Source organism: Nonomuraea sp. NPDC049504 (assembly GCF_040676845.1).
GTDB lineage: Bacteria > Actinomycetota > Actinomycetes > Streptosporangiales > Streptosporangiaceae > Nonomuraea > Nonomuraea salmonea.
The window spans coordinates 138628-165599 of sequence record NZ_JBFAPT010000020.1 but is presented as its reverse complement, the minus strand read 5'-3'; the positions used below and the strand labels follow the sequence as shown (position 1 = coordinate 165599).

Below are 26972 nucleotides of genomic sequence, written 5' to 3'. Positions count from 1 at the left end.
TGGGACACCGGCGCTGCCCCTGCCGCTGCTCCTGGGTTCGGCACTGGGTTGGGCGGCAGATCCACGGCTGCCCGTGGCCCCAGACGCGCTCCTGCCGCCGCCCGCGGCTCCGGCCCCGTTCCTGGTCGCCAGAAGCGGCGGCCAGCTGTTCCGAAAGAGCCTTCCGTTGCCAAGCCTGAGCCCGCATGGCCGCTGGCCCTTCCGGCCCTGGCTGCCTGGGCCACCGCACTGGCCTTGCTCGGTTGCACCGCGCTCGTCGGCCTCTTCACGGCCGCCGGTGTCGCGACCGTCGCCGCCGTAATGGCCTGGCGTACCCGACAACCCCCGAAAGGCCGCACCTGTACGGAGCCTGCCCGGCGGATCAGCCCAGGGTGGCGGAACATCATCCTCGCCACCCTCATCGGCACGGCGGCGACGGCCGCGTCCGTGGCCCTCCGCGTCCACGCCCTCACCACCGGGCCGACCGCCGAACTGGCCGGACAGAACGCCTTCATCACCGCCCAGATCGCCCTGACCGACGACCCGAGACGCAGACCTAACGGAACCGGCCGCTTTCAGCTAGAGAGCTACGTGATCCCGGCGACCCTCAAGATCCTCCAGACCTCCACAACGCGGCAGGCAGTGGACGTCCCCATCACGGTGTTCGCGACGGGCCCGGCATGGCGTACCTTGCTGCCCACCCAGGAGGTCGAGGTCACCGGCCGCCTGGCCAAGCCGACACCGGGCACGTCCGTGGCGGCGATCCTGCTCGTCCGCCAGGCGCCCCGCCTCCTGACACCCCCGTCCACCCCGCATACGGCGGCGGGCGCCATCAGGTCGGGCCTGAGATCAGCGGCCGACGTACTGCCTCCCGACCAGCGGGGCCTCCTGCCCGGCCTGGTCGTGGGCGACGTCTCCCGCATGGACCCGCAGGTGACAGCCGACTTCAGGGAAGCCGGCCTCAGCCATCTGAATGCAGTGTCGGGGGCCAACCTCGCCATAGTGGCAGGCGCGGCACTCGCGCTCTCCCGGCTCGTCGGCCTCTCCCTCCCTCTGCGTGCGGGCTTCGCCGCCGTCGCGATGCTGGCGTTCACCGTGGTCGCACGGCCTTCGCCGAGCGTCCTGCGTGCCCTCCTCATGGGCCTGGCAGCCGCGATCGCGATGGGCACGGGCCGCTCGAAGGACGGCGTCGCGGCCCTGTCGGCGACGGTCCTCTTCCTGATGCTGTTCGTGCCCGAACTCGCCCGCTCGTACGGCTTCGCCCTCTCCGTAACGGCCACCGCCGGCATCCTCCTCCTCGCCCCACGCTGGCGAGACGAGCTGATGGGCAAGAACAGCGCAGAGGAAGACCCCTCGCCTACCGACGCAGCCGACGCTCCTACCCCCGGCCCTACCGCTGTCTCGGCGGGCGGGGGTGGCGTCCCTGCCCGCGGTGCTTCTTCTACCTTGAGGGGCCGGGAAAGAGGCCCTGCTCCCGCGCCTACGCCTGACGTGATGCGTGGAAGGGGTGCCGTCGCCGGTCTGGCCCGCGTTCCGGAGAGCGGGGAGGGGGCCTGTGTTGTCGGCTCAGCTTCTTCCGGGAGGGGTTCCTCTGGGGCGGGGGAGGCAGGCCCGGCCTCTCAACCGGATCCTGACGCGTCGCTGGAGAGTGGACGTAGGCGGGTGGTGCGGTTGCCGCGGTGGATGGCGGAGGCGGTGGCGGTGCCTGCGGCGGCGCAGCTCGCGGTGACGCCTGTCCTGGTGTTGATGGCCGGGCAACTGACGCCCGTAGCGGTGGTCGCCAACCTGCTCGTCGCGCCGGCGGTGGCGCCCGCGACTCTGCTCGGGTTCGGTGCCGCGTTGGTCGCGCCGGTCTGGCTTGATGGGGCGCGGATGCTGGTGATTCCCGCCGGGTACGCGGTCGGGTGGATCATCACGGTGTCCCGGTGGGCGGTGACCGTGCCGTTCGCGACCGTGCCCTGGCCGGCCGGGCTCGCCGGGCTCGGGTTGCTGCTGCTTGCGGTGGCCGTGGCGGTTCCGGTGATGAGACGCCGGGCCTGGCGTGCGGTGGTGCTGACGGTGGCCGGGGCGGCCCTGGTGGCGGTGCTGGTGCTCCGGCCCATCGCCGGGTCGTGGCCGCCCAAGGGATGGGTGATGGTCATGTGCGACGTGGGGCAGGGCGACGGCCTGGTCATCTCGGCCGGTCCGGGCCGGGGCGTGATCGTGGACACGGGGCCGGATCCCGTGGTCATGGACCGGTGCCTGCGGAGGCTCGGGGTCTCGGACGTGCCGTTGCTCGTTCTCACGCATCCCCACGCCGACCACGTGGACGGGCTGCCGGGCGTCCTCAGGAACCGTCGCGTCGGGGCTGTCGTCGTCAGCCCGCAGCGTACGGGTGCGCGGTCCGGGGGACGCATCACCGGCATGCTGCGGCAACGCGGCATACCCGAGTGGACGGTGCCGCCGGGCATTCGATGGCGGTTCGGGCCGTCGGAGCTGACCGTCCTCGCACCCGACCCGGCCGCGAGTGAGCTGCACGGGCAGGGTGAGGGCAGCGCGATCAACAACTCGAGCGTGGTGATACACGTACAGTGGCGGTCCGGGTCGATGCTGCTCGGCGGTGATCTGGAGACCGAGGCCCAGGACGAGCTGGCGCGGCGGCTGATCGTACGGGCCGACATCCTCAAGACGCCGCACCATGGGTCCAACAGGCAGTCACCTGAGTTCCTGGCGTCGCTGGGGGCGCGGGCCGCGTTGATCAGCGTCGGAGCCGGTAACGACTACGGTCACCCGGCGACGTCCACGCTGGGTCTGCTGCGACGGCTCGGCCTCACGATCCACCGCACGGACCAGTCGGGGGACCTCGCGGTGGTGGAGCGAGAAGGTGGCGGCCTGGCAGTGGTTCCCCGTGGCCCCTAGCTTCCCGGCCCGTTCCGGTCCCGTGCCACATGTGGTTGGGCTCGTGTTGGTCCGTTCTCGGGCCCGTCCGTTCGCCTTGGCGTTCTTGGGTTGGGGTCTGGTTCGCTGCCGGATGCGCTGGGTGGCCGTTCGCGGGGTTGGTTGCGCCTCTGCTCTGGCCTGGGTGGTTTGTTGGGGTTGGCATACTGGCGGGCGTGCTGAGCGACGGTGTGATGCGGGTGCTGCCGCTGCTCGTTCGGGCGGGAGCGCTCGCACGTGGCCAACGCCGGAGTTGAGCTTCTTTCGCGATCCTTGGCGTGAGGACTTGGTGGTGGGTCGCGAGTACCTAGTTGTCGGTGGGGCGTGGCATGCTGCCTGACATGGCGGGAACCGATCCAGCACCTGTGACCTTGGTCGTCGGCGACGAGGAGTTGCTGGCCGAGCGGGCGGTCAGTGGGGTCGTCGCGGCGGCCAGGAGTGTCGATCCCGGGGTCGACGTGCATGACCTCGTCGGGAGCAAGGTCACGACCGGTGAATTGACGCAACTGACGTCCCCTTCGTTGTTCGGGGATCGGTCCGTCGTGGTGATCCGGGGGGCGCAGGATCTCGGCAAGGACGTCATCGCCGAGATCGTGGCGTACGCGAAGCAGCCGTCCGAGGACACCGTGATGGTGCTCGCCCACCCGGGTGGGGTGAAGGGCAAGGCGCTGGTCGATGGGGTGAAGAAGGCCGGGGCCAAGCTGGTCACGATCAGCAAGGTCACCAAGGCCGGTGAGCGGATGGAGTTCATCAAGGCGGAGTTCAAGCGGGCCGGGCGGAACATCTCGGGCGATGCGGCTCAGGCTCTGCTGGACGCGGTGGGGAACGATCTGCGGGAGCTGGCGGCGGCTTGTTCGCAGCTGATGTTCGACACCGAGGACAAGACGATCAGTGCGGCCTCCGTGGCTCGCTATCACAAGGGCCGGGCGGAGGTGACCGGGTTCAACGTCGCCGACTCGGCCGTGGAGGGGCGGCTGGCGGAGGCACTGGAGCAGTTGAGGTGGGCGCTCGGCACCGGCGTCGCTCCCGTGCTGCTGGTCAGTGCGCTGGCCGGTGGGTTGCGGTCGCTGGCCAAGGTCGGCAGTGCGCCTCGTAACCTGCGGGGCGGGCAGCTGGCCAGTCATGTGGGCATGCCGCCGTGGAAGGTCGATCGGGTGAAGCGGCAGCTCAACGGGTGGGGGCCTGAAGGGCTGTCGCGGGCGATCCAGGCGGTGGCTCATGCCGATGAGCAGGTCAAGGGTGGGGGAGCGGATCCGGCTTACGCCCTGGAGCACACGGTGCAGGTGATTGTGGCGAGCCGCACCGGACGGTGAGTGCGGGCCTCCGCGTCGGCTAAGGGCTGGGCTGGCACGGGAGGCAAAGGTTTCGGGCTGAGGGCTGAGGGCTGAGGCAGGAGGTCAGGGCTGGGGGCGGGGAGTGTCGGGTGTGTCGGGCTCGGCGGTGATTGCCGGGCGCCGTGGCGACGTGGGGGATCGGGGAGGTAGCCGGGCAGGCCGCTGGGGAGTGGTGCTGAGCGGGTTCTGCGTGTCTGATTGATGGAGGGGAGCGCTGGTGCTGAGCGGGGTTCTGTGCGTCCTGATGGATGTGGGGGAGCGCTGAAGATGGTCGGGCGTGGCGAGTGGGTTGATGATGAGGTGGTGCGGGCGGCGGCGCACGTTGCGGCCACTCGGTGTCGGGGAGACGAGCACACCATGGCGGCTGCTGCTCGGGCTCGGGATGGGCGAATCGTCACCGGGGTGAACGTCTATCACTTCACCGGTGGGCCCTGTGCGGAGATGGTCGTCGTCGGTACGGCGGCTGGGCAGGGGATCTACGACCTGGATGTCATGGTCGCCGTGGGGGATCGTGATCGTGGTGTCGTGCCGCCGTGCGGGCGGTGCCGGCAGCTTCTGCTCGATTATTTTCCGGAGATCAAGGTCATTGTCGGCACCTCGAACGGCCTTCGGATGGTGCCTGTCGCTGAGTTGCTGCCGGTCACCTACGTCTGGGCGGATCATCAGCTCGACGCATGAGTACGGCCTAGCGGGTGGTTTCGGCGTTGTGGAGCAGCTTCTTGAGAAGGCCGTCGAGGTGGGCCTGGTCCTCAGCGGACAGTGCGTTGACCATGGAGGCTTCGACCTCGGCGCGGATGGTCATGGCCTCCATCCACAGGTCGTGACCCTTCGAGGTGAGCTCCACGTCCACCCGGCGGCGGTCCTCGGTGCTGCGGACCCGGCGTACGAGCGCTGAGCGTTCCAGCGTGTCGAGGCGGCCCGTCATGCCCGCCGGCGACAGGAGGAGGTCGGCGGCCAGCTCCGACGGCGTCGCCACGCCCCCGCGGGCGACGAGGCGGTGCAGGGTCTCGAACTCGAAGTCCTGCATGCCCACCTCCGACAGGGCCGCCTCCTTGGTGTGGGCGATGTGTTTCACCAGGAACTGCAGGCGGGTCACGATCGCCTCCACGCGTTCGTCGAAGGGGGCCTTGCCGCGCCAGCGGGCCAGGTGACGATCGACCGAGTCCTCCATGCCTGGGAGCATAGGGCAGTGATTAATTCGTTGACGTAATATTCGTTGGCGAAATAGTCTCGCCGGCATGGTGATGCGGCTTCTCGTCGGGCGGTGCCTGTCCGCGCTGGGCACGGCGCTCATTCCGACCACTTTGACGCTGGCGGTGCTGCGGGCCGGGGGTGGTGAGGGAGAGCTCGGTCTGGTGCTGGCGGCCGAGCTGGTTCCGTTGCTGGTGTTGCTGCCGGTGGGCGGGGTGCTGGCCGATCGGGTCAGGCCCGCGCGGGTGGTGCTTCTCGCCGACCTGACCCGGTGTCTGTCGCAGGCGGTCATCGCCGGGGAACTGCTGCTCGGTGTCTATCGGGTGGCCGATCTCGTCCTGTTGTCGGCGGTGGCGGGGGTGGCGATCGCGTTCGGGAGTCCTGCGGTGCCGCGGCTCGTGGTGGCGGTGGTGCCCGGGCCGGAACGGTTGCGGGTGAACGCGCGGATCGGGGTGGTGACGAGCCTGTCGGCGGTGGCCGCGCCGGCGATCGCCGGGACGATCACGGTGGTCGCCGGGCCTGGGTGGGCGGCGGGGGTCACGGCTGTGGTGTTCGCGGGCTCGGCATTGACGCTCGGCGGTGTCCGGGCGCCGGGCTTGGCGCCGGAGTCCGGTGGTGTCCGGACGCCGGGCTTGGCGCCGGAGTCCGGTGGTGTCCGGACGCCGGTCCTGACGTCGGAGTCTGGTGGTGTCCGGGCGCCGGTCCTGACGTCGAAGTTCGGGGGTGTCCGCCGGCCGCTCCCGGTCGGGCGGGAGCTGGCGGCGCGGGGGCCTGGGTTCGGGCGGGAGCTGGTCGAGGGGTGGCGGGAGATCAGCAGGCGGCCGTGGTTCGTGGCGTGCGTGGTCGGCCACGGCGTGTGGCACTTCATGGCCGGGCTGTTCCTGACGCTGGGGCCGGTCGTCGCCGTGCGGGATCTGGGCGGTGAGGCGAGCTGGGCGCTCATCGTCCAGTGCGGCACCGTCGGGATGGTGCTGGGCGTGTTCCTGGCACCCCGGCTGCCGGTCCGGCGGCCCCTGGTCGTCGTGCAGATCGGGGCGGCCTGTTACGTGTTCCCGATGGCGGCGCTGGCCGCCGGGGCGCCGCTGCCGGTCATGGCAGGGGCCTACGCCGTGGCGCTGTTCGGGCTGGGGCTGCTCAGCCCGTTGTGGGAGACGGTGGTGGCCGACGAGGTTCCGGAGAGCGCGCTGGGGCGGGTGCGGTCGTTCGATCAGCTGATCTCGTTCGCGTCGCGGCCGTTCGGGCTGGCGGTGGCTGCGCCGCTGGCCGGGGTGGCCGGGATCGCCGCGCCGGCGGTCGTGGGCGGCGTGCTGGTCGCCGCCGCCAACCTCATCGCCATCGCCTGGGCCAGGACGCGTCCAGCGGAGGTGAGCAGGGCCGGCAAGCGCGGGTGAGCAGGGCCGGGGCAAGCGCGCGTGGCCGGCTCAGGTCAGGGCGGGTGGCCGGCTCAGGTCAGGGCGGGTGGCCGGCTCAGGTCAGGGCGGCCTCGTGGACGACGCCGTCGCTGATCTCCAGCACCCGGTCCGCCACCGTCATCAAGCTCGGGTCATGGGTCGCGACCAGCGCTGTGACCCCCTCGCTGCGGACGAGCGCCCGCAGCAGCTCCATGATCTGCCGCCCGGTCTGCGAGTCGAGCTGCCCGGTCGGCTCGTCGGCCACGAGCAGCCGGGGCCGGTTGGCCAGGGCGCGGGCGATGGCGACGCGCTGCCGCTGCCCGCCGGACAGCTCGTACGGCCGCTGGTTGACGTGCTGCTCGAGCCCGACGAGGGCGAGCAGCATGCGGACCCTGGCCTCGCGCTCGGCCGCGGGCGCGCGCATCAGCCGCATCGGGACGCCCACGTTCTCGGCCGCCGACAGGACGGGGATCAGCCCGAACGACTGGAACACGAACCCGACGACGTCACGCCGCACGGCGAGCAGCTCGTCCTCGGACATGGCGGTGATCTCGCGCCCGTCCACGACCACCCGGCCGGCGTCCGGTTTGTCCAGGCCGCCGATCTGGTTGAGCAACGTGGTCTTGCCGGACCCCGACCGCCCGCGCAGCGCGACGAGCTCGCCGGGGAAGACGGAGAACGACACGTCCCGCAGCGCCACGACCTCCTTGGGCCCGGTGCGGTAGACCTTGCGCAGCCCTTCGACCTCGACCAGGGGCGACTGACTCATTCGGACGGCTCCTCTCGGGCGGGCCACACGCCGATGTGGTCGGATTCGAGTTCGAGGCGCACGCGCCGTTCCATCTCCAGGGCGTTCATGAAGTCGCGCGGGAGCTGAAGGCGTCCGACGCGGTCGAGTACGGCGTACTCCTCGGCGATGATCTGCCCTTCCGCGCCTTCGCGGCGTACGGTCTCGCTGCTGGTGCGCCCGTCGCGGATGCCGACGGTGCGGTCCACCTGCTCGGCCACCAGCGGGTCGTGGGTCACGATGACGACGGTCACGCCCAGCTCCCTGTTGGCGGTGCGCAGCGAGTCGAAGACCTGCTCGGACGTCTCGCTGTCGAGCTCGCCCGTGGGCTCGTCGGCCAGGATGAGCTGCGGCGAGTTGGCCAGGGCGACGGCGATGGCGACGCGCTGCTGCTGCCCGCCGGACATCTCGGGCGGCCTGCGGTCGGCGCAGGAGGCGACGCCGAGCAGGTCGAGCAGCTCGCCGGAGCGTTCGCGGCGGAGCTTGCCGGCCAGCTTCATCGGCAGCTCGACGTTCTCCTTGGCGGTCAGGTACGGCAGCAGGTTCCGCGCGGTCTGCTGCCAGATGAAGCCCACTACCGAACGCCGGTAGCGCAGCCGGTCGCGCGCGGTCATCGACAGCAGGTCCATGCCGGCCACCCTGGCCACGCCCGCGGTCGGCACGTCGAGCCCGGACAGCACGTTGAGCAGCGTGGACTTGCCGGACCCCGAGGCGCCGACGATGGCGACCAGCTCGCCCTTGTCGATGACGAGGTCGAGCCCCTGCAGCGCGACGACCTCTACGCCCTCGGTCTTGTAGATGCGGACGAGGTTGTCGCACACGATGTGCGCGTCCCCGCCGAACGCGGCCTTCTCCTTCGTGGCCTTGGCTTCCAGCTCGGACAGTGTCGGGTTCATGTGAGGTCCCCCACTCGAAGGACGGCGCCGAGACTGCGGCGGCGGCTGATGGCGGTGTGGACGTACGCGCCGAGCACGGCGACGACGGCGAGTCCGGCGGCCAGCGCGCTGGGCAGGACGGGGTCGGGTGAGTAGTCGCCGACGGGCAGGTCACCGGCGTAGGACGACAGGTCGACGCCGGGCCCGAGCGCGGCGGGCAGCGCCAGGCCGAGGCACAGTCCGGCCAGCGCGGTGACGATGATCATGGGCATGATCTCCAGGACGGTGAGCCGCTGCGCCTGCCGGTCGGACAGGCCCAGCGTACGCAGGAAGGAGACCGCCCTGGCGCGGTCGGCCGCGCCGACGATGAGCGTCAGGACGACGGCGAGCAGCGCGTAACCGGCCAGCGCGGCGGTCACGATGGCCAGCGTCGTGCGTACGGTGCTGGTCAGCGGGTCTTCCTGGATGGTGGCCAGCGCGCCCTCCTGGGAGATGACGGTGGCCGACGGCGCGAGCGCGGCCAGCTCGGCCACGTCCGCGTCGCCCTTGATGAGCAGCGTGTTCACGGCGGGGCGAAGCTGGACGCCGATCGGCACGATGAGGAACTTGCCCTTGGTGAAGAAGCCGGGCACCGACTCGACGACGCCGCGGGTGGGCAGCTTGAGCCGGGACTGCCAGCCGAGGTCGAGCGTGCCGCGCCCGCGCAGCTCGGGGGAGACCAGCACGCCTTCCGACAGCGGCGGCACGCTCACGGGCGCGTCGGCCAGGATCGAGCGCCATTGGGCGACGTCCACGGCGAGCGCCTCGGCCCGCTCGGCGCCGTACCCGACCTGGACCTGGCCCCGCTGGGCGAGCACGACCTGCTCGACGCCGGGCACCGCGCGGATCTTGTCGATCGTCTCGGCCGGGATCTCGATCTCGGACGTCACCTTGATCGGCGCGCCGGTCTGCTGCCAGGACGCCAGCCGCTGGGTGCCGGCGATGCCGTCGGTGACGACGGCGGCGAAGACCGACACGGCCAGCGCGGGCAGCAGGATCAGCACCGGCAGGACGGCGGCGGCCCGCGCCCGCGCCGCCCTGGTCAGCCCCAGGAACGGCACCGCGGCCCGCCCGCGCGCGGCCAGCCGGACGATCAGCCGCAGGGGGTACGGGTAGCAGCGCAACGTCACCAGCGCCGCCGCCACGGTCAGCGCGACCGGCACCACCAGCAGGAACGGATCCTGCCCCGCCGACGCGCTCAGCCCTCTGGCCCGCAGCAGGTACGCCCCCGCCACGGCCAGGACGACGATGAGCACCTCCAGCGTGATCCGCCGGGCGGACGGCCGCGCGGTGGCGACGTCCTCGCGCCGCTCGTGCAGGGGGGTGCGGTGGGCCAGCGCGAGCCGGGCGGCGGCGAAGCCGACGGCCACCAGCACCACGAACACCGGCCCCGCGTGCACGATCGGCAGCACGGGCCCCGGCACCAGGTACGACAGCGCGTACCCCGCGACGGCCCCCGGCACGACGGCGACGGCGGTCAGCCCGGCCGCCGTGCGGGCCACCTGCGCCAGCGACCCGCCACGTGCCCTGGCCAGCGACAACGTGTGGTCGAGCCGGTCGGCCAGCAGCTGCAGGGCCAGCACGATCACGCCGAGCGCGACCGCGAGCAGCCCGCCGAGCACGAGGGACATCACGGTCTGCGCGGTGGACAGCTCCGCCTGGAACCCGGTGAGCAGGTTGGGCAGCCCGGTCTCCAGCCGGTACGGGCTGACGGGCCCGTTCGACTGGACGTCCACGACCCGGCCGAACTCGGCGACGTCGTCGAGCAGCCCCGGCACCGCCAGCGCGGTCGCCCCGCGGGGGTCGAGCGGCAGCGTCCACCGGTAGGCCAGGTTGCGTCCCTCGCCGCTCAGGACGGCCAGCCCGGCGTCGGACAGCAGGGCCGTGGCGTGCTTCTCGAAGTCGAGGCTGCCCGGCGGCTGCTGCTTCAGCACGTGCACGAGGTCGTTGTGGTGCGACCAGTAGCGGTCGTCGGGCTGCTTGGCACGGAAGATGCCGACGATCTTGACGGCGGCGTAGTCGTGCTCGCCGATCACCGTGGTCTTGCCGATGCCGAGGCCCATCTCCCGCTCGGCCTCATCGACGATCCCGGCCTCGAACACGGGGATCGTCTCGCCCTCGTACCGCATGGTCGAGGACGCGCCGGGGGCGCGGCCGCGCACCCATTCGACGCGCCGGTCGGCGTCGGACAGCCAGCCCACGTTGAGGTAGGACGAGCCGCCGGTGCCGGCGATGGGGGTGAGCGTGGTCTTGGCGCTCGCGTGGCCGGGCCCGGTCACCAGGGGACGCAGTCCGGCGGGCAGGATCTCGTGCCAGAGGCGGTCGCGCGTGTCGAACTGGGCGCGTTCGCGCAGGTCGAGCGCCGGTGACCAGGACCCGACGGTGACCGTCAGGTCGGTCTGCACGCCGGGCGCGCCGGTCAGCGCGCGCTGCAGCGCCTGGTCGTACGCCGATTCCGTGGCTCGCGGCAGCCCGGCGACCAGCAGGCAGGCGCTCAACGTCAGCGCGAAGAGCACGGCCAGCGGGCCCAGGTGCACCCGGGCGAGCAGCCACGTCCTCACTGTTCCTCCCGAAGGCTGAGGCCCTGGCCGCGTACGGTGCGTGCCAGCCCGGCGAGGATCGCGAACAGCACTGCCGTCACCAGCACCAGCATGAGGGCGGTCGCCGCCCAGGGGATGTCGAGCAGCACGCCGGGCGTCACGGCCGCGGCCTGCCCGGTGAGCACGATGTGCGGCACGACCAGCTCTCCCACGACGATCGCGAGCCCGGTGCCGGCCAGCAGCGACAGCCCGACGACGAACGCCTGCTCCATGGCCAGCATCCCGAACACCTGCCGCGGGCTCACTCCGAGCGCCCGCAGGATCGCGAACTCGGCCATCCGCTCACGCGCCGCGACGGCCGCGTTCACCAGGAAGCCGAGCGCCGCGAACACCAGCGCCGCGAGGAAGCCCAGCATGAGCGCCCCCTGGAGCCCGCTGGCCAGCGGGTCGTCCTGGAGGGTGGCGGCGAGTGCGCGCTGGTCGAGCACGGTGACGTCCCATTCGGGGTGGCTCTTGAGCGCGGCCGTGGCGGCGCCGGGGTCGTCGGTGCCCAGCCACCATTCGGTGGCGGGCCTCGGTGGCTGGGCCAAAGCCAGCTCGTACGCCTGCATCGTCTCCCAGTCGGCGAGTACGGCCTGCTGCCCGGCCGTGGTGGTCGGCATGCTCTCGACGACGCCCGCGACCTTCACCTGCAGCACCCGGCGGTCGATGCTGACCCGCCCCGACTGCCCGGGGGAGAGCTTGAGCGCGGCGGCCAGGTCGGCGGTCAGCACCACCGGCATCGGCCCCGGCTGGGCTCCTTGGACGAACGTCGCGGCGCTGCTGAGCTCGGCCTCCATGGTCAGCGGCGGCGCGGTCACCTGCTGCCCGTCGGCGCTCAGCCCGGTCACCTTGAGCGTCGCGCTGCCCGAGGGCGCCCCGGCGATCACGCCGAGCAGCGACACCGGGTAGGTGATCTGCCCCTTCCGCCCGGCCAGCGCCCGCAGGTCCACCTCGACCTGGCTGGTGCCCGCCTTGAGGACGCCGAGCGGCACGTCCCGCCAGACGCCGAGCGCGTCGGTGAGCACCAGCCGCGCCGCCACCTCGTCGCTCGCCTCGGCGTTCACGGTGAGCGTGGCGGGCTTCCCCGGCAGCTCGAACCGGTCCATACGGTTGCCGGTCAGCGTCCGCGACAGCTCGCTCACCGGCTTGTCGGACAGGTCGGGGCGCAGGTGGAACAGCTCGCCGAGCTTGCTCGCGTCGAGCGTGACCAGCATCGCGTTCTCGCCGCCGACGTCCGCCTGCCCGCGGAAGCCGGGCGACGCGGCGCCGATGCCGGGCAGCGTGGTGAAGGCGGTGCCGCGCCCGAGCGCGCCCAGCTCGGGACCGTCCGGCGGCCCTGACAGCCGCAGGTCGGCCCCGGCCTGGTGGCGGGCCTGGTCGAGCTGGGACGTACGCCAGGTCGCTGCGGTCGCCAGCGACACGATGCCGATCGCGATGGCCATCGTGAGCAGCAGCGCGGGCCCGGCGTACTTGAGCGGGCGCCTGCTCACCTGCCACGCGCCGAGGGCGGGGGCGAGCGCGGGCCGCCTGGAAGTGATCTTCTCGGCCAGCTTGGACACCCGCGGCACCAGCCGCAGCCCCAGCATGCCGCCGGTGAGCAGGGCCAGCGCGGGCCCCGAGATGATCAGCGGGTCGATGCCCAGGCCGCCGGTGGCCGTCGTGGTCACGGGCGCGCCGTAGCGCTGCAGCTGCCAGATCGCGAGCCCGGCCACGACCAGCAGCGCGAGGTCGGCGCCCGCCCGTTCGATGAGGCCGCGCCCGCCGCCGCGCCCGCGCGCCGCCTGCTCCTCCACGTACGTCCGCCGCGCCCCGGCCAGCGCCGGCGCCATCAGCAGCACGGCCGCGGCCAGCGCCACCCCGAACGACACGAGGAACGTCCCCAGGTCGGCCGACGGCGACAGCCGCACCCCGGCGGCCTCGATCCACGGCAGCCGGTTGATCGCGGCCAGCAGCGGCGGGCCGAGGAACGGCGCGATCACCGCGCACGGCAGCGCCACCAGCAGCGCCTCACCGCCCGCTAGCACCGCCAGCCGCACGGTCCCCGCGCCGCGCGAGCGCAGCAGCGCCACCTCCATGCGGCGGTGGTCGGCCAGCAGCCGCGCGGTCAGCATCAGCGCGTACGCGGCCAGCAACAGCAGCTGCAGCACCGGGATCAGCATCGTGGAGCGGGCCACCAGCGAGGCGGTGTCGAGCTGGGTGAGGATCTCGGGCAGGTGGCTCGCGGCGACGCAGCTGCCGCAGCCGGCCGCCTTCAGCCGTTGCTCCAGGCCGGCGACCGCGCCGGCCATCGGGCGCAGCTGCTCGGGGGTGAGCGCGCGCAGGTCGGGGACGGCGGTCCAGGTGGCGTTCACGTTGGTGGCGAAGCGGGCGATGAACGTCTCGCGGGGCACCATCAGCGGCCCGTACGTGGTGAAGTCGCCGCGCTCGACGCCCCGGCTGAGCAGCTGCTCGCCCGCCCAGCGCGCCCCGAACGGGTCGTCGAGCTGGAACACGCCGACCACGCGCACCCGCACGGGACGGCTGTCGAGCCGGCCGCGCGTGGTGAACTCCTGCCCGACCTTGAACCCGGTCTCCGAGGCCGCCGACAGCGAGATGACCGCCTGCACCGGGTCGTCGCCCGGCTGCGGCCAGGCACCGCTGACCAGCCGCGCCTGCCGGTCAAGGCCGTCGTAGCCGCCGAAGCGCAGCAGCTCGGGCCGCTGCCTGTCCTCCTGGCCCGGCATGGTGTAGGAGTCGGAGCGGAAGCTGGTGCTCAGCTCGGGCGGGCGGGTGTAGGCGGCGGTGAGCTCCGCGCGTACGGCCTTGTCGAACTCGGGGAACGTCTTGGCCGTGACGGGGGCGCTGACCGTGGCGGCGGTCTGTTCGTAGGAGGCCGTCTCCATCGTCCTGCGGACGCCCGCGTCGGCGATGGAGGAGGCGTACATGGTGAGCGCCACCAGCGTGGTGGTGGCGAGCAGGATCGACCCGAACGCGGCCAGGAGAAGCAGCGGCTCGCTGAGCGCCCTTTTGACGACCAACGGCCCCCGCATGCATCCCCCTTTATCGTGTTTAGTGCACCTTCGGGGATGGCGCAGGTGACGGGCAAGGTGATCTCTGCAACGGTGACTCACCCGATACGGCTGTGTGATATCGAAACTGTGACAAAACGGCCCCAGAGACGACAAGAACGCCGCACTCCGGACATGTGGAGTGCGGCGTCGAGAAGCGCCGTAGCCGCTGCCGCGGCGTCGCTGCTTACTTGGCGGCCAGCGCCGCGGCCTGCTTGGCGATCGCGGACTTGCGGTTGGCGGCCTGGTTCTTGTGGATGACGCCCTTGCTCACGGCCTTGTCGAGCTGGCGGGCGGCGACCCGCTGAAGGGCCGCGGCCTGCTCGACGTCACCCTGCTCGGCGGCCTCGCGGAACTTGCGGACGGCCGTCTTCAGGGACGACTTGACCGCCTTGTTGCGCAGGCGAGCCTTCTCGTTCTGCTTGTTGCGCTTGATCTGGGACTTGATGTTCGCCACGAAGAAGCCTCGGTGAAAGTCTGAGTGATGGATGGGGCGCGCGGGCTCGAGAGAGGGCGCGCCACACGCAGTAGCCCAGGCTACCAATAACTGAGGCGGCTGCTCAAATCAATGCCATCGTGTCATGTACTCGTGCCAGTCCTCTTCCGTCGCGGCGAAGTCGACATAGAGGGCCAGACCGAAGCGCTCGCGCCTGCCGTGGCCGGTCAGCGCCAGCCGGGCGCCCTCCGCGGCCATCGCCACGCTCTCGGCTCCGTCCAGCCAGGGTACGCCGTGGTCGTGGTACGCGGGCGCGCCGATGTAGAGGGTCTTGTCCTGCGGCACCAGGTCCAGGGCGAGCCTGGCCTGGCGGGCGACGTGGCCGCCGTACAGGGACTGGAGCGGGGTGAAGGAGTCGTACGTCATGACCGCCACCTGGTCCACCCGGGCGGCTACCTCCTGGAAGTAGCCCTGCGACCAGTACTTGTCGTGGCCCAGCGCGGCTCTGGCGGCCAGACGCAGGCCCCAGTAGGGCTCCAGTTGGGGGGTCGAGGTCGACAGCAGGCGGGTGTGTCGCCTCGTCTGCTCCAGCAACTCCAGGAACTCGGTGTCGCCGTCGCCGATGGGCTCGAAGTTGTAGTGGATGCCGTCGAAGCCCTGGTTCATGATGGCGGCGACGCTGGTCAGGACGTTCGTGCGGGAGCGGGGGTCGTCGAGGTCGAGGGTGCCGTCCACCTTCTGGCCGAGCCAGGCGGAGACGCGGAGGCCGGGGAGGTGTTTTCGCACCCATTGGACGAAATTTCCGGCGTTGGGGTATTTATCTGGATCTAAGCGGCCGTCCGCCTCGAACGGGCCGGAGTGGACGTACAGGTCCTTGATGCCTGTGGCGCGCAGCCGTACGGCGAGCTGCTCCAGGTCACGCTCGGTGCGGCGGCCGTCCACCCACGCGTGGCCGAGCCAGAGGGCGTCGTTGCCTGTGCTCTTCGCCCAGGCCGCCGGCGCACCGGTAAACTGGAGGCGGAGCGCTGCGGCGAGCAGGCCGGCCAGCGCGACCAGGACGGCCAAGGCAAGCGCGATCAGGCGCAGGCCGCGGCGGATGACGGTTCGGGCAATCACCCGGGCATGTCACCATGGAAGACTGCTTGACCTCAACCCTGTCGAAACGGACTTCGGTGCGCACTCAGCCTGGCCAGACCGACCCCGCGTTGATCCGCAACTTCTGCATCATCGCGCATATCGACCATGGCAAGTCGACGCTTGCCGACCGGATGCTGCAGATCACCGGCGTGGTCGACGACCGCACCATGCGGGCGCAATACCTCGACAGGATGGACATCGAGCGCGAACGCGGCATCACGATCAAGTCGCAGGCCGTGCGGCTGCCGTGGGACGGTCACGTGCTCAACATGATCGACACGCCCGGCCACGTCGACTTCACCTATGAGGTGTCGCGCTCGCTGCAGGCGTGCGAGGGCGCCATCCTGCTGGTCGACGCCGCCCAGGGCATCGAGGCGCAGACTTTGGCCAACCTCTATCTGGCCATGAACGCCGACCTGCACATCATCCCCGTCCTCAACAAGATCGACCTGCCGGCGGCGCAGCCGGAGAAGTTCGCCGAGGAGCTGGCGGGGCTCATCGGGTGCGACCCCTCCGACGTGCTCAAGGTGTCGGGCAAGACCGGTGAGGGCGTACGCGAGCTGCTCGACCACGTGGTCCAGACGGTGCCCGCACCCGTCGGCCGGGCCGACCAGGCCGCGCGGGCGCTCATCTTCGACTCCGTCTACGACACCTACCGCGGCGTGGTGACGTACGTCCGCGTCGTGGACGGCCACCTCGGCAAGCGCGAGCGCATCCTCATGATGTCGACCAGCGCCACCCACGAGACGCTTGAGATCGGCGTCATCTCGCCCGAGCCCAAGCCCGCCGAGCTCGGGCTCGGCGTCGGCGAGGTGGGCTACCTCATCACCGGCGTGAAGGACGTCCGCCAGTCGCGGGTCGGCGACACCGTCACCTCGGCCGCCAAGCCCGCGGGCGAGATGCTGGCCGGCTACGAGCACCCCAAGCCCATGGTGTTCTCCGGGCTTTATCCGATCGACGGCGACGAATACCCCGAGCTGCGTGAGGCGCTCGACAAGCTGCAGCTCAACGACGCCGCGCTGGTCTACGAGCCGGAGACGTCGGCGGCGCTCGGGTTCGGCTTCCGCGTGGGGTTCCTCGGGCTGCTGCACATGGAGATCGTGCGCGAGCGGCTGGAGCGCGAGTTCGGGCTGTCGCTCATCTCCACCGCGCCCAACGTCGTCTACCGCGTGGTCATGGAGGACGGCAAGGAGCTGACGGTCACCAACCCGTCCGAGTTTCCCTCCGGCGGCAAGATCGCGCAGGTCTTCGAGCCGGTCACCAAGTCCACGATCCTCGCGCCCGCCGAGTTCATCGGCGCGATCATGGAGATCTGCCAGGGGCGGCGCGGCCAGCTCCTCGGCATGGACTACCTGTCGGAAGACCGCGTCGAGATCCGCTACACGCTGCCGCTCGGCGAGATCATCTTCGACTTCTTCGACCAGCTCAAGTCGCGCACCCGCGGCTACGCCTCGCTCGACTACGAGCCCGCGGGCGAGCAGGAGGCCGAGCTCGTCAAGGTCGACATCCTGCTGCAGGGTGAGGCGGTCGACGCCTTCAGCGCCATCGTCCACAAGGACAAGGCGTACGCCTATGGCGTCGACATGGCCAAGAAACTGCGTGAGCTGATCCCGCGGCAGCAGTTCGAGGTGCCGATCCAGGCCGCCATCGGGGCCAGGGTCATCGCCCGCGAGAACATCCGCGCCATCCGTAAGGACGTCCTCGCTAAGTGCTACGGCGGTGACATCTCCCGTAAGCGGAAGCTGCTGGAGAAGCAGAAGGAAGGCAAGAAGCGGATGAAGATGGTCGGCCGGGTCGAGGTGCCCCAGGAGGCCTTCGTCGCCGCGCTGTCCACCGACTCCGGCGGCGAGAAGGCCAAGAAGTAGGGGTTCGCCGGGGCTTGTGCCGTCCTCGTGCCCTGGCGAAATACCCTAAAAGCATGGAAATGGTGCAGACGGCGCGTCTGGTCCTGTCTCGGGTGACGGTTGACGATCTGGACGCCGTACACGAGATCCACTCCGACCCGCGCACCAGCGTCTACCATCCCAGCGGACCCGTCACCGACATCGAGTCCAGCCGGGCCATGCTCGGCCTGTGGCTCGACGACTGGGACGAACGCGGCCTCGGCTACTGGGCCGCGCGGCGGCTCGGCGACTCCCACGTGCTGGGCTTCGGCGGGCTGCGGCACGCCATCGTGGACGAGCGGCACGTGCTCAACCTCTATTACCGGTTCCGGCCCTCCGCGTGGGGGCACGGCTACGCGCTGGAACTCGCCAGGGCCGCCCTTGACGTGGGGAAGTCGGTGGGGACGGTGGTCGCGGTCATCCGCGACACCAACGAGCCGTCGCGGAAGGTCGCGGAGCGGGCCGGCATGCGGCGGGATCGCACCATTCCGTACGGGGGCGTGCCGAGCGACCTGTACGTGGCCTGAGCCGCCCCCTTATCGTGCTCTGCCGCGCCAGACGTATCCCGCCAGCACCACCGCGCTCCAGACGGCTTGAGCCGCCAGGTAGGGGGCCGTGGCGACGCCCGGGGTGGTGAGGGCGATCAGGGCGGGCAGCGAGCCGATCAACGCCAGGTCGGGGCCCGTGGCCGACCACTTCAGGATGCCGGTGGGGATCGGGCCGCCCGGGGTCTCGATGATCGGCATCGAATGGTCGACCGGCGCGCGCCTGGCCATGCGGAGCGCCGCCGCCGCCAGAGCGGGCGCGACCACCAGCCCCAGGGGCGCCACGTCACTCAGGGGCAGGTTCGCGGCGCCGCTCAAGCTGGTCAGGAGAAGGGCCAGGGACGTCCACGTGCCGCTCAGCAGGGCGGGCAGCACCGCGCGGGCCGCCAGCGTGGGACGGTGCGCGGTTCCGATGAGCCTGGCCAGGGCCGGGTTGCCGGCGTCGCGGCGGGCGCCCGAGGTGGCCGTCGCTGCCACGGCCAGCCCGCCCACCAGGACCGCCATCGCGAGCGCAGCCGGAGGAGCGCCCGCCTGAGCGAAGACTGCGGGCAGCACCGACGTTCCCGCGATCGTCGCCAGCCATCCCGGCCTGCGGGCCAGGCGCCGCCAGTCCTGCCAGGCGGGTGCGAGCGGCCCGGACAGCCGCGGCCAGCGACGGGAGCCGAGTCTCCTGGCGCGCCAGTGGTTGTCCTCGACGATCCAGGTGAGCGCGCTGGTGTCCAGCGACGCGGTGGCGCTCGCCACGTGCCCGGCTCGGGTGGAGGCGGTCGTGAGCGTAAGGGTGGGGATGCGGTCGAGCGAACGCCAGGCGTGCCGGGCCAGCAGCCCTGCCGTCACGACCGCCCCGGCTGCCGTGGCGGCCAGGGCCGGCAACGGGGCATGCGCCGCCACGGTCAGCACTGTACGCAACTGGTTCGTCACCGCCACCGCCGCCAGCACCAGCAGCGCGACGATCGCCACGGTCAACCAGAGCTGCCACGGCTGCCACGGCTGCCCGGCCTGGCCCGCCCGCCCCGCATGCGCTGCCTGACCCGCCTGCCCGAGTACCGCCAGCGCCATCCCGCCCACGGTCGTCGCCACGCCGAGCACGAGCGCGGCGAGCACCCGCCACACGAGCTGATCCGGCGCGCCCAGCACCGCCAGCAGGCCCACCCCGAACAGCAGGCCCGCCACCAGCGCCACCACGCCCAGCGTCCTGGCCGGACGGGCCAGCAGGTCCCGGCGGTTGAGCGGGGAGAGCAGCAGCCAGGAGGCGTCAGGCCCGTTCAGCACCACGGGGCCCGCCGTCCGCGCACCCGCCAGAAAGCCGGCCAGGGCGAGCGAGAGCAGCGCCGCGCCCGCTCCCACCCTGCCCGGATCGACCGGGCCCGCCAGCCCCGCGAACACCCCGGCCAGCGGGTGCCCGAGCACCATGACGGCCATGAGCAGGCAGAACCCGGTGACGTACCGGTCTAGGACGCTGGCGGGGGCGGGGCCACGGGAGCGCAGGTACGTGCGAACGGCCCTTACGCCGTACTCGGTCACCGGTCGATCCTCGGAGGAGAGGCCGGTCATGCGGGGACGCCTGACGGGAGGACGCGGCGGCCGTGGCCGGCCAGGTCCTGGTCGTGGGTGGCCAGGACGACGGTGCCGCCCTCGGAGGCGTACTCGTCGAGCAGATCGCCCAGGGCGGCCCGGAACTCGACGTCGAGTCCGCGTTCCGGCTCGTCGAGGAGTAGCAGCTCACTCGGCCTGAGCAGGGCGGCGGCGAGGGCGAGGCGCTGGCGCTGGCCGGTCGACAGATTCAACGGAGCCGCGTCCGCCCGCTCCACCAGCGCGAACATCTCCAGCGCCGCCTCCACGGTCATCCGCGCGGCACTGTGCACGGCGCCCATCAACTCCAGGTGCTCTCGGGTGGTGAGCCCCGGATACCAGGCGGGCTCATCGCCCAGCAGCGCGACCCGGCCCCAGAACCGGCCGTCGTCCACCGGCGCGGCGCCGAACACGTGTACCTCACCGGCGGTGGCAGGCTGCACCCCGGCCAGGCAGCGCAGCAGCGTGGACTTCCCGGAGCCGTTGGGCCCCACCACGGCCACGATCTCACCTGGCGCCACGGTGAACGTCAGGTCGCGGAGCACCGGGTTGCCGCCGAGCTCAACTGAGAGGGAATCGACGCAGATGATCGGGTCTGACACGGTTCGAGGCTAGCTGACCATCAGCGCACCCGCGCGGCCGGTCCTATCTGCCGCTTTGGGCCGGCGAAGGGTCCGCCGCCACCACCCACAGCCGGCGAAGGATCTCCGCCGCCACCCACCGACGCACCTGGAGGTTGGTCAAGCGGCGCAGCGTTCAACAGGCCGGGCCGGGCAGGGCTGAGCCGTGTCGGGCCGAGCCGTCTTGGGCCGAGCCGTCTCGGGCTGGCGGGCGGATTTTGTCGGTGCCGTCGTCTACCTTTCATTCTCCGAACACCTGTGCGACTGGAGGGTGACGTGATTGCTTCTGAGCGATTCGAGCGTGCAGCCGTTCTTGGGGTCGCCGTGGCTGAGGAGACACGGCGGCTGCTGAGACGTCACGTGGGCGAAGGAGAGGAGGCGGCTGACGGCACCGTCCTGGTCGATGTGCCCTATCCCGACGCGGCGGTGGTGGCGACGTTGCTTGACGTGGCGGCCGAGTGCTTCGGTGAACGCGGTGATTCGGTCGAGGAGACCCGGCAGGCGGCATTGGAGACGCTTTTACAGCTCGCCGGATTCGACGAGGAATCCCAGCTCAACGGGCATGTTGGCGGGCGTCCAGGAGGTGGGCTCAGCCGGGGGTGACCAGGCCGTGGCGGTAGGCGTACGTGACGGCTTGCGCGCGATCCCTGAGCCCCGCCTTGGCGAACAGGTTGTTGATGTGGGTCTTCACCGTGGCTTCCGTGATGAAGAGACGCGCGGCGATCTCGGCGTTGGATAGGCCGTCGGCGATGAGCATCAACACCTCGCCCTCGCGCGGTGTCAGGCCATCGGGAAGGGACTCACCACTCCGGCGCACCCGCCGCTCACCCGAATGCTGCTGCCGCCGCGACTCCGAGGCCCCCGTAGGGGAGGGCGGCGCAGCGGAAGCAGCCCCACCGGGCGGCGGCGCCTCGCCAGGGGGCGATGGGAGGGGCTCGGCAGGGGGAGCCGTGGTCGAAGAGGGCACAGCCGGCCGGCCCGTCGTGGGCGGAGACGTCGAGAAAGGAGTCGTTGTGGCTGGGGGCAGAGCGGGTGAGGGTGGGCCGGGTGGGGACATGCTGTCGAGGAGGCGGCGCTGCACGGTGGGGTCGAGCTGGGCGTCCCCGCGCATCACGGTCGCCAGGGCCTTGGCGATGTCGTCCGCCTCGGCGTCCTTGGTGAGGAAACCCCGCGCACCCGCCCTGAGCGCGGCGAAGACCGACTCGTCGTCCGAGTACGTCGTGAGCACCACGACCTGCGTCCCCGGATGGGCGGCCCGGACCCGGCGAGTGGCCTCAACGCCGTCCATGCGCGGCATGCGCAGGTCCATGAGCACCACGTCCGGCCGTTCCGTCTCGACCAGCCGCAACGCCGCCTCACCATCACCCGCCGACCCGACCACGTCGATCCCAGGCAGCAGACCGAGCAGCAACACCAGCCCTTCCCGCACCACAGCCTGGTCATCCGCCACGACCACACGAATCATCCGCCCACCCCCTGAGCCAGCGAAGCGCGGTAAGCAGCACCTTCCCCGACCGTCGCCCACACCGTCGAAATCGGCCCAGCTGCCGTCACCGCCGCCCAGTTGCGGTTGACCACCGCCAGCACCGCCCAGCCGAGTGCCAGGGCCGCTGAGGTCGCCCAGCGGGGTGTGATGGCCGCGCGGACCGTCAAGGCGAATGTCGCCGCTGCCGGAGCCGCTGGGGCAGCTGACTTGGGCGTGACTGTCGTTGCCGCTGCGGCTCCTGAGCCCGGTCTGCCTCGCCTGATCGCCGTCGGGCGCGATGCGCGAATTGCCAGGGCAGCAGAGCCGAGGGTGGGTGCGGGTGACGGCGTCGAGGTCGGTGCCGCGGATGCCGTGGAAGGAGGGCTGGGTGTAGGGGTTGTTCGGGTCATGCCGGGATCCTGAGGTGGACGGTGAAGCCGTGGTCGTCGGCGCCTGCCGTGAGGGTGCCGCCGAGGAGTTCGGCGCGTTCGCGCATGCCGATGAGGCCGTGCCCGCCGCCCGACGACCGTTGCTCCGCCGCAATGTCGTGGGGTGGCCGTTGCTTCGCCCCCACGTCGTGGGGTGGCCGCTGCTTTGCCACAACGTCGTTGGGCGGCCGTTGCTGCGCCGCACCTTCGTTGGGCGAGCGGTGTTCCGGGGCGGAGCTGTTCGGTGGGTGGTGGGTCGGTGGGGTGGGGTTGGTTATGCGGAGGTCGCACCACGTGGTGGAGAAGGTCAGGTCGATGGTCGCGGGGGTGCCGGGGGCGTGGCGGCGGATGTTCGTGAGGGCTTCCTGGGTCGTTCGGGTCAGGGCCAGCTCGGCTTCCGGGGTCAGGCGGTGTTCGGGGCCGGAGATGTGGAGGGTGCAGGGGTGGTGAATGGTGCTCTCGAAATCCTCGGCCAGCCGGCGTAGGGCGGTGGGGAGCTCTGGTGGGTCCTCACGTAGGGCGGCCACTGCACGCCTGGCCTCTTCCAGGCCCGACTTCGCGAGGTCGCGGGCGCGGGTGACGCGGTCGAGGGCCTCGTCGGTACGTTCGGCGCGCAGGAGCAGCTTGGCGCCCTCCAGGTGGACGAGCTGGGCCGACAGGGAGTGGGCGAGGATGTCGTGGAGTTCCCTGGCGATCCTGGCCCGCTCCGCGAGCACCGCTTCCCTGGCCTCGGCCTGCCTGATGGCCTTGCGCTGCCTGGCCGCGTACGCGACGAGGAAGACCAGGCTGGTGCTGAAGGCGAGGGTCAGGTTCCGGGTGACGTCACCGGTGATCGCCCCCGCCACCAGCAGGCTGGCGATCGCCGTCAGGGCGATCGCCAGCGACTGCGGGAGGGGACGGCGGCCGGCGGCGGCCACCACGCAGGCGAGCAGGACCAGGGCGGGGGTGCCGTTGGGGGTCAGCTCGTGCAGGGCGACGGCGATGATCGTGGCGGCGCCGAGGGCGATCAGCGGGATCGGCGTGTCCGCCGACCTGCGGCCGGCGACCTTGAGGGGGAGCAGGGCCAGGGCAAGGCTGAGCACCAGGGCGGAGGTCAGGATGATGCTCGGCGGGCCGGCCACGAGCGCGGTGTGCGCCTGTCCCGCGCCGACCAGCACGATCACGCCCAGCCGCAGCATGCGGGAGATGAGGCTGGACGTAACGGGCATCACCTTTCGACGTTATAGGACCGTGCGGCGGACCCGGGAAGCGCACGGGCGCGACGTGACACCACGAGCGCCTGCGTGGCCAGGGTCAGGCCGACGAAGATCAGGATGCCGCCGGTCGTGACGGTCAGTCCCATGGAGGTGCCGGCGACCTGCTCGATGACGCGCACGGCTATCGACGCCAGCCAGGCCAGCAGGGTCCAGACCGTCCCCTTGGACCAGGCGACTCCTTGGGCGTCGGCCCAGATGTGCACGGTCATCGCCCGCAGGATGCCGAGTCCGACGCCGGCCACCGCTTCTGCGGCGAGAAAGGCGAGGCTGAGGGCGAAGTGGTCGGGGTCGAAGAGGCCGCCCGAGACCAGGCCGATCACGATCACGACGGCGGAGATGTAGAAGATGCTGGAGCGGTCGGCCGGGCGGGTCTTGAACTGGCGGTAGATGACGAACGCGAGGACAAGGAGGATCAGCAGGCCGGTTTCGACGGAGTTCATGTCACGTGACGGTAGGGACGGGTCCGTCATGGCGGATCGACCAGCGGGTGGAGCTTCGCAGATCTCCACCCAGGGGTGGACGCACAACCCGCCGGCCGGGCTGCGCGGTCGGGGCCGTTCATGCGAGGCGGGCGTCGGTTTTGGGGGTTGGTGTGACCATTGCGCGTTGTGGGGCGTCTGTTGGTGACATGACCGTTGAAACCGTTCGGGGGGCGACATCATCGAGGAGCTCTATCGCGAGCACTGGCCGCTCGTGTGCGGGTTCCTTCTGCGCAGGACCCGCGATCCGCATCTCGCCGAGGACTTGGCGCAGGAGACCTTCGTCAAGGCGACCAGGGCGCTGCTCGGCTGGCGAGGGGAGAACGCGGCTGCGTGGCTCCTCACGATCGCCAGGAACGTGCTGCTCGATCACGTACGGAGGAGCCGGCGGGAGCTCGCGCTGCCCGACGCCGATGAGCTCGGTGTGCCGCCGCTGCACGTGGCCGCGCTGGACGTGCGCGACGCGCTGGAGCGGCTACCCGAGCAGCAGCGGCGGCTGCTCACCTTGGTCTACTTCGAGGGCTTCTCGATGGTTGAGGTGGCCGCTATGACCGGAAGGTCACACAACTCGATCAAGACCGCGGTGTGGCGGGCGCGGGCCGCCTTCGCCGACCTGTACGGGGAGGATGCATGAGCACGTCCGATAGGCCGGGCACGCCGGGCACGCCGGGCACGCACGATAAGTCAAATACGTCTGACCCGCTCGATGCGCCGGATGCTCCTGGCTCACTCGATGCGCCGGACGCGACTGGTTCGCTCGATGTGCCGGACGCGCCTGGCCGGCTCGATACGCCGGATGCGGCGGGTAATGCACGTAGCCTGCCGGAGTTGCCCGCGATGCCGGACTTTGATCCCAGGCGTACCAGGCGTGCCGTTCGGCGGGGGCTGGCGCGGACGGTGGTCAGCGTGCTGGCGGTGCTGGCGCTGGTCGCGGTGGTCGTGACCGAGGGGGCCTCGCTGGTGCAGACGCGGGGTGATCGTGAGCGTCGCATGATGGACGTGCTCGGGACCGCGTTCAAGATGTACAACCCCGCCTACCTCGTGGACAACGGGTCCTGCTGCGAGACGACGCCCGTCTCCATGGCGTTCGAGGTGACCGCCCGTCCCATGGGGCCCGTCGGGGCGTGGCCGGGTGGGAGTCAGACGTACTCGATCAGTCAGGACTTCTTCGGACGGGTCGGACGGCTGCCGCTCGGTCACACCGCCAACACCCGGCTCTCCCAGTCGTTGTTCAACGTCGGCACCACGCTGGGGAGGAAGGAGGAGGTGAAGCAGGTGCTCGCCCGGTTGCCGGCCGATCTGAGCGCGCTGGCGGTGGTGGAGTTCGAGCGGCCGCTCCCGGAGGCGGAGTTCGAGGCGTTCGTACGGCGCCACGGCTCCTGCGCCGAACGGGTCGTGTACGAACGCAGGCCGGGGTCGCTGCCGATCACATGGGGCTTGGACTACTGGACCGACCCGGCGGACCTTCGCAAGGGCGGCGACGTCACGGATGAGGTGTGCCGGGGCGGGCTGCCGCAGTTCCGGGCGTGGGTCGGGCTGCTGCGTGACCACGACGACGCCAACCTGCGCTCCTTCGACCTGAGCCTGAAGCGGCTGCGGGAGGCTTCGGGGGCCGGCCTCGCCCACGCCTACGTGGACGAGCTCAGCTCGGTCCGCGAGCTGCGGGAGTTGCTCAAGGACCCGCAGGTGCGGACGATCCGGCTGGCCGACGTGGCGTTCGACCTGGATCGTCCGCACCCATGAGAGCCCGGGTCAGCGAAGGACGCTGGAGAGGGCGGAGGTGAGGGAGGCGCGGGAGTCGTCCTGGTCGATGGACCACAGCATGAACCCGCCGAGCCCCTTCAGCCGGATGTACGCCGCCTTCTGCAGCATCACCGCCGGATCGTCGTACGACCAGAACTCGTTGCCGTCGTACAGCCACATGGCGCCGGTGAGCAGGTCGCGGTGGCGCTTGCCCGGCTTGTTCACCAGGTCCTTGTAGTCCTCGGTGCCGGGCGCCCACTTGCCGGGGGCAGGGCCGGTGGCGGGCTGGTAGAGGCCCTTGGAGCGGTCGGTGACGCCGGTCCAGCCCTGCCCGTACGCGGGCACGCCGACCACGAGCTTGCGTGCGGGGGCCCCGCGCTTGAGGTAGTCGCGGACGGTCTGGTCGACGCTGTACTTCACCGGGTTGGGGTCGCGCCGGTCGGTGAACAGGTTGGCGTGGTGCGCGGTCTGCTGCTCCCAGGTGCCGTGCAGGTCGTACCCCTGGAGGGTGGCGAAGTCGAGCTGCCTGAAGACCTCGCGTACCTCGAAGCCCGCGTCGATCTTGGGGGCGGCGGCCGGGAGGAACGCGCTGAGCTGCGCCTTCCGCGAGAACGCGGTGAGCTGGCGGCGCAGCTCGGTCACGAACAGCGTGAAGTTGCGCTTGTCCTCGGGCCTGATCACGTTGCCCTCGGCGCCGGCCGAGCCGGGCCACTCCCAGTCGAGGTCGATGCCGTCGAAGACGCCCGCGGCGGCGCCGGGCTCGAGGCCGGGCAGGTTGCCGCGCAGCCACATGTCGATGCAGGAGGAGGCGAGCTTGGAGCGCGACTCGGGGGTGAGGACGGCGTCGGAGAACGCGGCGGAGCCGGTCCAGCCGCCGAGCGAGATCATCACCTTGAGCTTGGGGTGCTTGGCCTTGAGCTTGCGGAGCTGGTTGAGGTTGCCGTTGAGCGCCTGTCCCGGCTCGTCGGCGACGCCGTCCACGCTCTGCTCGGCGGGCACGGGCCGCTGCCAGTCGGCCCACGGGTCGGAGGAGTAGCAGGTGCCGTCGCCGTTCACGAACCCGAACGCGTAGTTGAGGTGGGTGAGCTTGGCGGCGGCGCCGCTGAGGTGCACGTCCTTGACGTGGTAGTCACGTCCGTAGACGCCCCATTGGATGAAGTACGCGACCCGGTTGAACCCGGTGCGGGCCTCGGCCGGTACGGAGACCAGCGTGAGCCCGAGTAAGACGGACAGGGCGATGAGGATCTTCTTCTTCACGGGGCCGCTC

22 protein-coding genes are annotated in these 26972 nt (G+C 71.2%); 9 read left to right on the top strand and 13 right to left on the bottom strand.

Annotated elements, in window-relative coordinates; translation table 11 throughout:
• The first annotated feature begins 234 nt into the window (after positions 1-234).
• The 3 genes from AB0K28_RS33280 (at position 235) to AB0K28_RS33270 (ending at position 4907) form a co-directional block, all read left to right on the top strand.
• Positions 235-2877 carry a ComEC/Rec2 family competence protein gene (locus AB0K28_RS33280; protein ID WP_364377761.1) on the top strand — a complete coding sequence of 881 codons (2643 nt, stop codon included), beginning with the start codon at positions 235-237 and terminating at the stop codon, positions 2875-2877.
• Positions 2878-3224: 347 nt separating this feature from the next.
• Complete coding sequence (gene holA / locus AB0K28_RS33275) at positions 3225-4208, top strand: DNA polymerase III subunit delta (protein WP_364377759.1); 984 nt, start codon at positions 3225-3227, stop codon at positions 4206-4208.
• 222 nt (positions 4209-4430) lie between these two features.
• Positions 4431-4907 carry a hypothetical protein gene (locus AB0K28_RS33270; RefSeq protein ID WP_364377856.1) on the top strand — a complete coding sequence of 159 codons (477 nt, stop codon included), beginning with the start codon at positions 4431-4433 and terminating at the stop codon, positions 4905-4907.
• Positions 4908-4914: 7 nt separating this feature from the next.
• Here AB0K28_RS33270 and AB0K28_RS33265 read toward each other — a convergent pair whose 3' ends face one another.
• Positions 4915-5400 carry a MarR family transcriptional regulator gene (locus tag AB0K28_RS33265; protein WP_364377757.1) on the bottom strand — a complete coding sequence of 162 codons (486 nt, stop codon included), beginning with the start codon at positions 5398-5400 and terminating at the stop codon, positions 4915-4917.
• A 67-nt stretch (positions 5401-5467) separates the two neighbouring features.
• Here AB0K28_RS33265 and AB0K28_RS33260 point away from each other — a divergent pair, with 67 nt between their 5' ends.
• Positions 5468-6811 (top strand): MFS transporter, encoded by a 1344-nt coding sequence (locus tag AB0K28_RS33260; protein ID WP_364377755.1) that lies wholly within the window; start codon positions 5468-5470, stop codon positions 6809-6811.
• 76 nt (positions 6812-6887) lie between these two features.
• Here AB0K28_RS33260 and AB0K28_RS33255 read toward each other — a convergent pair whose 3' ends face one another.
• The 6 genes from AB0K28_RS33255 to AB0K28_RS33230 all read right to left on the bottom strand — a co-directional run bounded on the left by AB0K28_RS33255 (position 6888) and on the right by AB0K28_RS33230 (position 15693).
• Positions 6888-7580: an ABC transporter ATP-binding protein gene (locus tag AB0K28_RS33255; protein WP_345399043.1), complete on the bottom strand. Its 693-nt coding sequence runs from the start codon at positions 7578-7580 to the stop codon at positions 6888-6890.
• Positions 7577-8494: an ABC transporter ATP-binding protein gene (locus tag AB0K28_RS33250; RefSeq protein ID WP_364377753.1), complete on the bottom strand. Its 918-nt coding sequence runs from the start codon at positions 8492-8494 to the stop codon at positions 7577-7579. The genes AB0K28_RS33255 and AB0K28_RS33250 overlap by 4 nt, the downstream gene beginning before the upstream one ends.
• Complete coding sequence (locus tag AB0K28_RS33245; protein WP_364377751.1) at positions 8491-11073, bottom strand: FtsX-like permease family protein; 2583 nt, start codon at positions 11071-11073, stop codon at positions 8491-8493. Before AB0K28_RS33245 ends, AB0K28_RS33250 begins: the two co-directional genes overlap by 4 nt.
• Positions 11070-14123 carry an ABC transporter permease gene (locus AB0K28_RS33240; RefSeq protein ID WP_364377749.1) on the bottom strand — a complete coding sequence of 1018 codons (3054 nt, stop codon included), beginning with the start codon at positions 14121-14123 and terminating at the stop codon, positions 11070-11072. Before AB0K28_RS33240 ends, AB0K28_RS33245 begins: the two co-directional genes overlap by 4 nt.
• 205 nt (positions 14124-14328) lie before the next feature.
• On the bottom strand, positions 14329-14598 hold the full coding sequence (gene rpsT, locus AB0K28_RS33235; protein ID WP_106235424.1) for a 30S ribosomal protein S20: 270 nt from the start codon (positions 14596-14598) through the stop codon (positions 14329-14331).
• A 108-nt stretch (positions 14599-14706) separates the two neighbouring features.
• Complete coding sequence (locus AB0K28_RS33230; protein ID WP_364377746.1) at positions 14707-15693, bottom strand: glycoside hydrolase family 18 protein; 987 nt, start codon at positions 15691-15693, stop codon at positions 14707-14709.
• Between the two features lie 56 nt (positions 15694-15749).
• Between AB0K28_RS33230 and lepA the strand changes: the two genes are divergently transcribed.
• Positions 15750-17579, top strand: coding sequence for a translation elongation factor 4 (lepA, locus tag AB0K28_RS33225; RefSeq protein ID WP_364377744.1), 1830 nt, complete (start codon positions 15750-15752; stop codon positions 17577-17579).
• Between the two features lie 53 nt (positions 17580-17632).
• On the top strand, positions 17633-18124 hold the full coding sequence (locus tag AB0K28_RS33220) for a GNAT family N-acetyltransferase (protein ID WP_364377742.1): 492 nt from the start codon (positions 17633-17635) through the stop codon (positions 18122-18124).
• Positions 18125-18133: 9 nt separating this feature from the next.
• On the opposite strand, the gene AB0K28_RS33215 is transcribed toward AB0K28_RS33220, so the two are convergent.
• Positions 18134-19666, bottom strand: a complete 1533-nt coding sequence (locus AB0K28_RS33215; RefSeq protein ID WP_364377740.1) for a DUF6297 family protein — start codon at positions 19664-19666, stop codon at positions 18134-18136.
• 26 nt (positions 19667-19692) lie between these two features.
• A complete protein-coding gene (ccmA, locus tag AB0K28_RS33210; protein WP_364377738.1) occupies positions 19693-20316 on the bottom strand; it encodes a heme ABC exporter ATP-binding protein CcmA in 624 nt (207 codons plus the stop codon).
• Positions 20317-20610: 294 nt separating this feature from the next.
• Between ccmA and AB0K28_RS33205 the strand changes: the two genes are divergently transcribed.
• Complete coding sequence (locus AB0K28_RS33205) at positions 20611-20937, top strand: hypothetical protein (RefSeq protein WP_364377736.1); 327 nt, start codon at positions 20611-20613, stop codon at positions 20935-20937.
• Here the strand turns inward: AB0K28_RS33205 and AB0K28_RS33200 are convergent.
• The 3 genes from AB0K28_RS33200 to AB0K28_RS33190 all read right to left on the bottom strand — a co-directional run bounded on the left by AB0K28_RS33200 (position 20924) and on the right by AB0K28_RS33190 (position 23923).
• A complete protein-coding gene (locus AB0K28_RS33200; RefSeq protein ID WP_364377734.1) occupies positions 20924-21799 on the bottom strand; it encodes a response regulator transcription factor in 876 nt (291 codons plus the stop codon). The two genes, AB0K28_RS33205 and AB0K28_RS33200, sit on opposite strands and share 14 nt — an antisense overlap.
• Positions 21800-22205: 406 nt before the next feature.
• Positions 22206-23435, bottom strand: coding sequence for a histidine kinase (locus AB0K28_RS33195; RefSeq protein WP_364377854.1), 1230 nt, complete (start codon positions 23433-23435; stop codon positions 22206-22208).
• Positions 23435-23923 (bottom strand): hypothetical protein, encoded by a 489-nt coding sequence (locus AB0K28_RS33190; RefSeq protein ID WP_364377732.1) that lies wholly within the window; start codon positions 23921-23923, stop codon positions 23435-23437. Before AB0K28_RS33190 ends, AB0K28_RS33195 begins: the two co-directional genes overlap by 1 nt.
• 217 nt (positions 23924-24140) lie before the next feature.
• On the opposite strand from AB0K28_RS33190, the gene AB0K28_RS33185 reads away from it, so the two are divergent.
• Both AB0K28_RS33185 and AB0K28_RS33180 read left to right on the top strand, forming a co-directional pair.
• Positions 24141-24596 (top strand): RNA polymerase sigma factor, encoded by a 456-nt coding sequence (locus AB0K28_RS33185; protein ID WP_364377852.1) that lies wholly within the window; start codon positions 24141-24143, stop codon positions 24594-24596.
• Between the two features lie 203 nt (positions 24597-24799).
• On the top strand, positions 24800-25705 hold the full coding sequence (locus tag AB0K28_RS33180) for a hypothetical protein (protein WP_364377730.1): 906 nt from the start codon (positions 24800-24802) through the stop codon (positions 25703-25705).
• 9 nt (positions 25706-25714) lie between these two features.
• Here AB0K28_RS33180 and AB0K28_RS33175 read toward each other — a convergent pair whose 3' ends face one another.
• The gene (locus AB0K28_RS33175; protein WP_364377728.1) at positions 25715-26962 is read right to left on the bottom strand and encodes a glycoside hydrolase family 18 protein; all 1248 of its coding nucleotides are present in this window, start codon (positions 26960-26962) and stop codon (positions 25715-25717) included.
• Between the last annotated feature and the right edge of the window lie 10 nt (positions 26963-26972).

Excerpts from the sequence above, each read along its gene's own strand:
- holA (WP_364377759.1), top strand. The coding sequence starts at position 3,225 with ATGCTGCCTGACATGGCGGGAACCGATCCAGCACCTGTGACCTTGGTC.
- AB0K28_RS33270 (WP_364377856.1), top strand. The coding sequence starts at position 4,431 with ATGGAGGGGAGCGCTGGTGCTGAGCGGGGTTCTGTGCGTCCTGATGGA.
- AB0K28_RS33265 (WP_364377757.1), bottom strand. The coding sequence starts at position 5,400 with ATGGAGGACTCGGTCGATCGTCACCTGGCCCGCTGGCGCGGCAAGGCC.
- AB0K28_RS33260 (WP_364377755.1), top strand. The coding sequence starts at position 5,468 with ATGGTGATGCGGCTTCTCGTCGGGCGGTGCCTGTCCGCGCTGGGCACG.
- AB0K28_RS33255 (WP_345399043.1), bottom strand. The coding sequence starts at position 7,580 with ATGAGTCAGTCGCCCCTGGTCGAGGTCGAAGGGCTGCGCAAGGTCTAC.
- AB0K28_RS33250 (WP_364377753.1), bottom strand. The coding sequence starts at position 8,494 with ATGAACCCGACACTGTCCGAGCTGGAAGCCAAGGCCACGAAGGAGAAG.
- AB0K28_RS33240 (WP_364377749.1), bottom strand. The coding sequence starts at position 14,123 with ATGCGGGGGCCGTTGGTCGTCAAAAGGGCGCTCAGCGAGCCGCTGCTT.
- AB0K28_RS33220 (WP_364377742.1), top strand. The coding sequence starts at position 17,633 with ATGGAAATGGTGCAGACGGCGCGTCTGGTCCTGTCTCGGGTGACGGTT.
- AB0K28_RS33200 (WP_364377734.1), bottom strand. The coding sequence starts at position 21,799 with ATGATTCGTGTGGTCGTGGCGGATGACCAGGCTGTGGTGCGGGAAGGG.
- AB0K28_RS33195 (WP_364377854.1), bottom strand. The coding sequence starts at position 23,435 with ATGCCCGTTACGTCCAGCCTCATCTCCCGCATGCTGCGGCTGGGCGTG.
- AB0K28_RS33190 (WP_364377732.1), bottom strand. The coding sequence starts at position 23,923 with ATGAACTCCGTCGAAACCGGCCTGCTGATCCTCCTTGTCCTCGCGTTC.
- AB0K28_RS33180 (WP_364377730.1), top strand. The coding sequence starts at position 24,800 with ATGCCGGACTTTGATCCCAGGCGTACCAGGCGTGCCGTTCGGCGGGGG.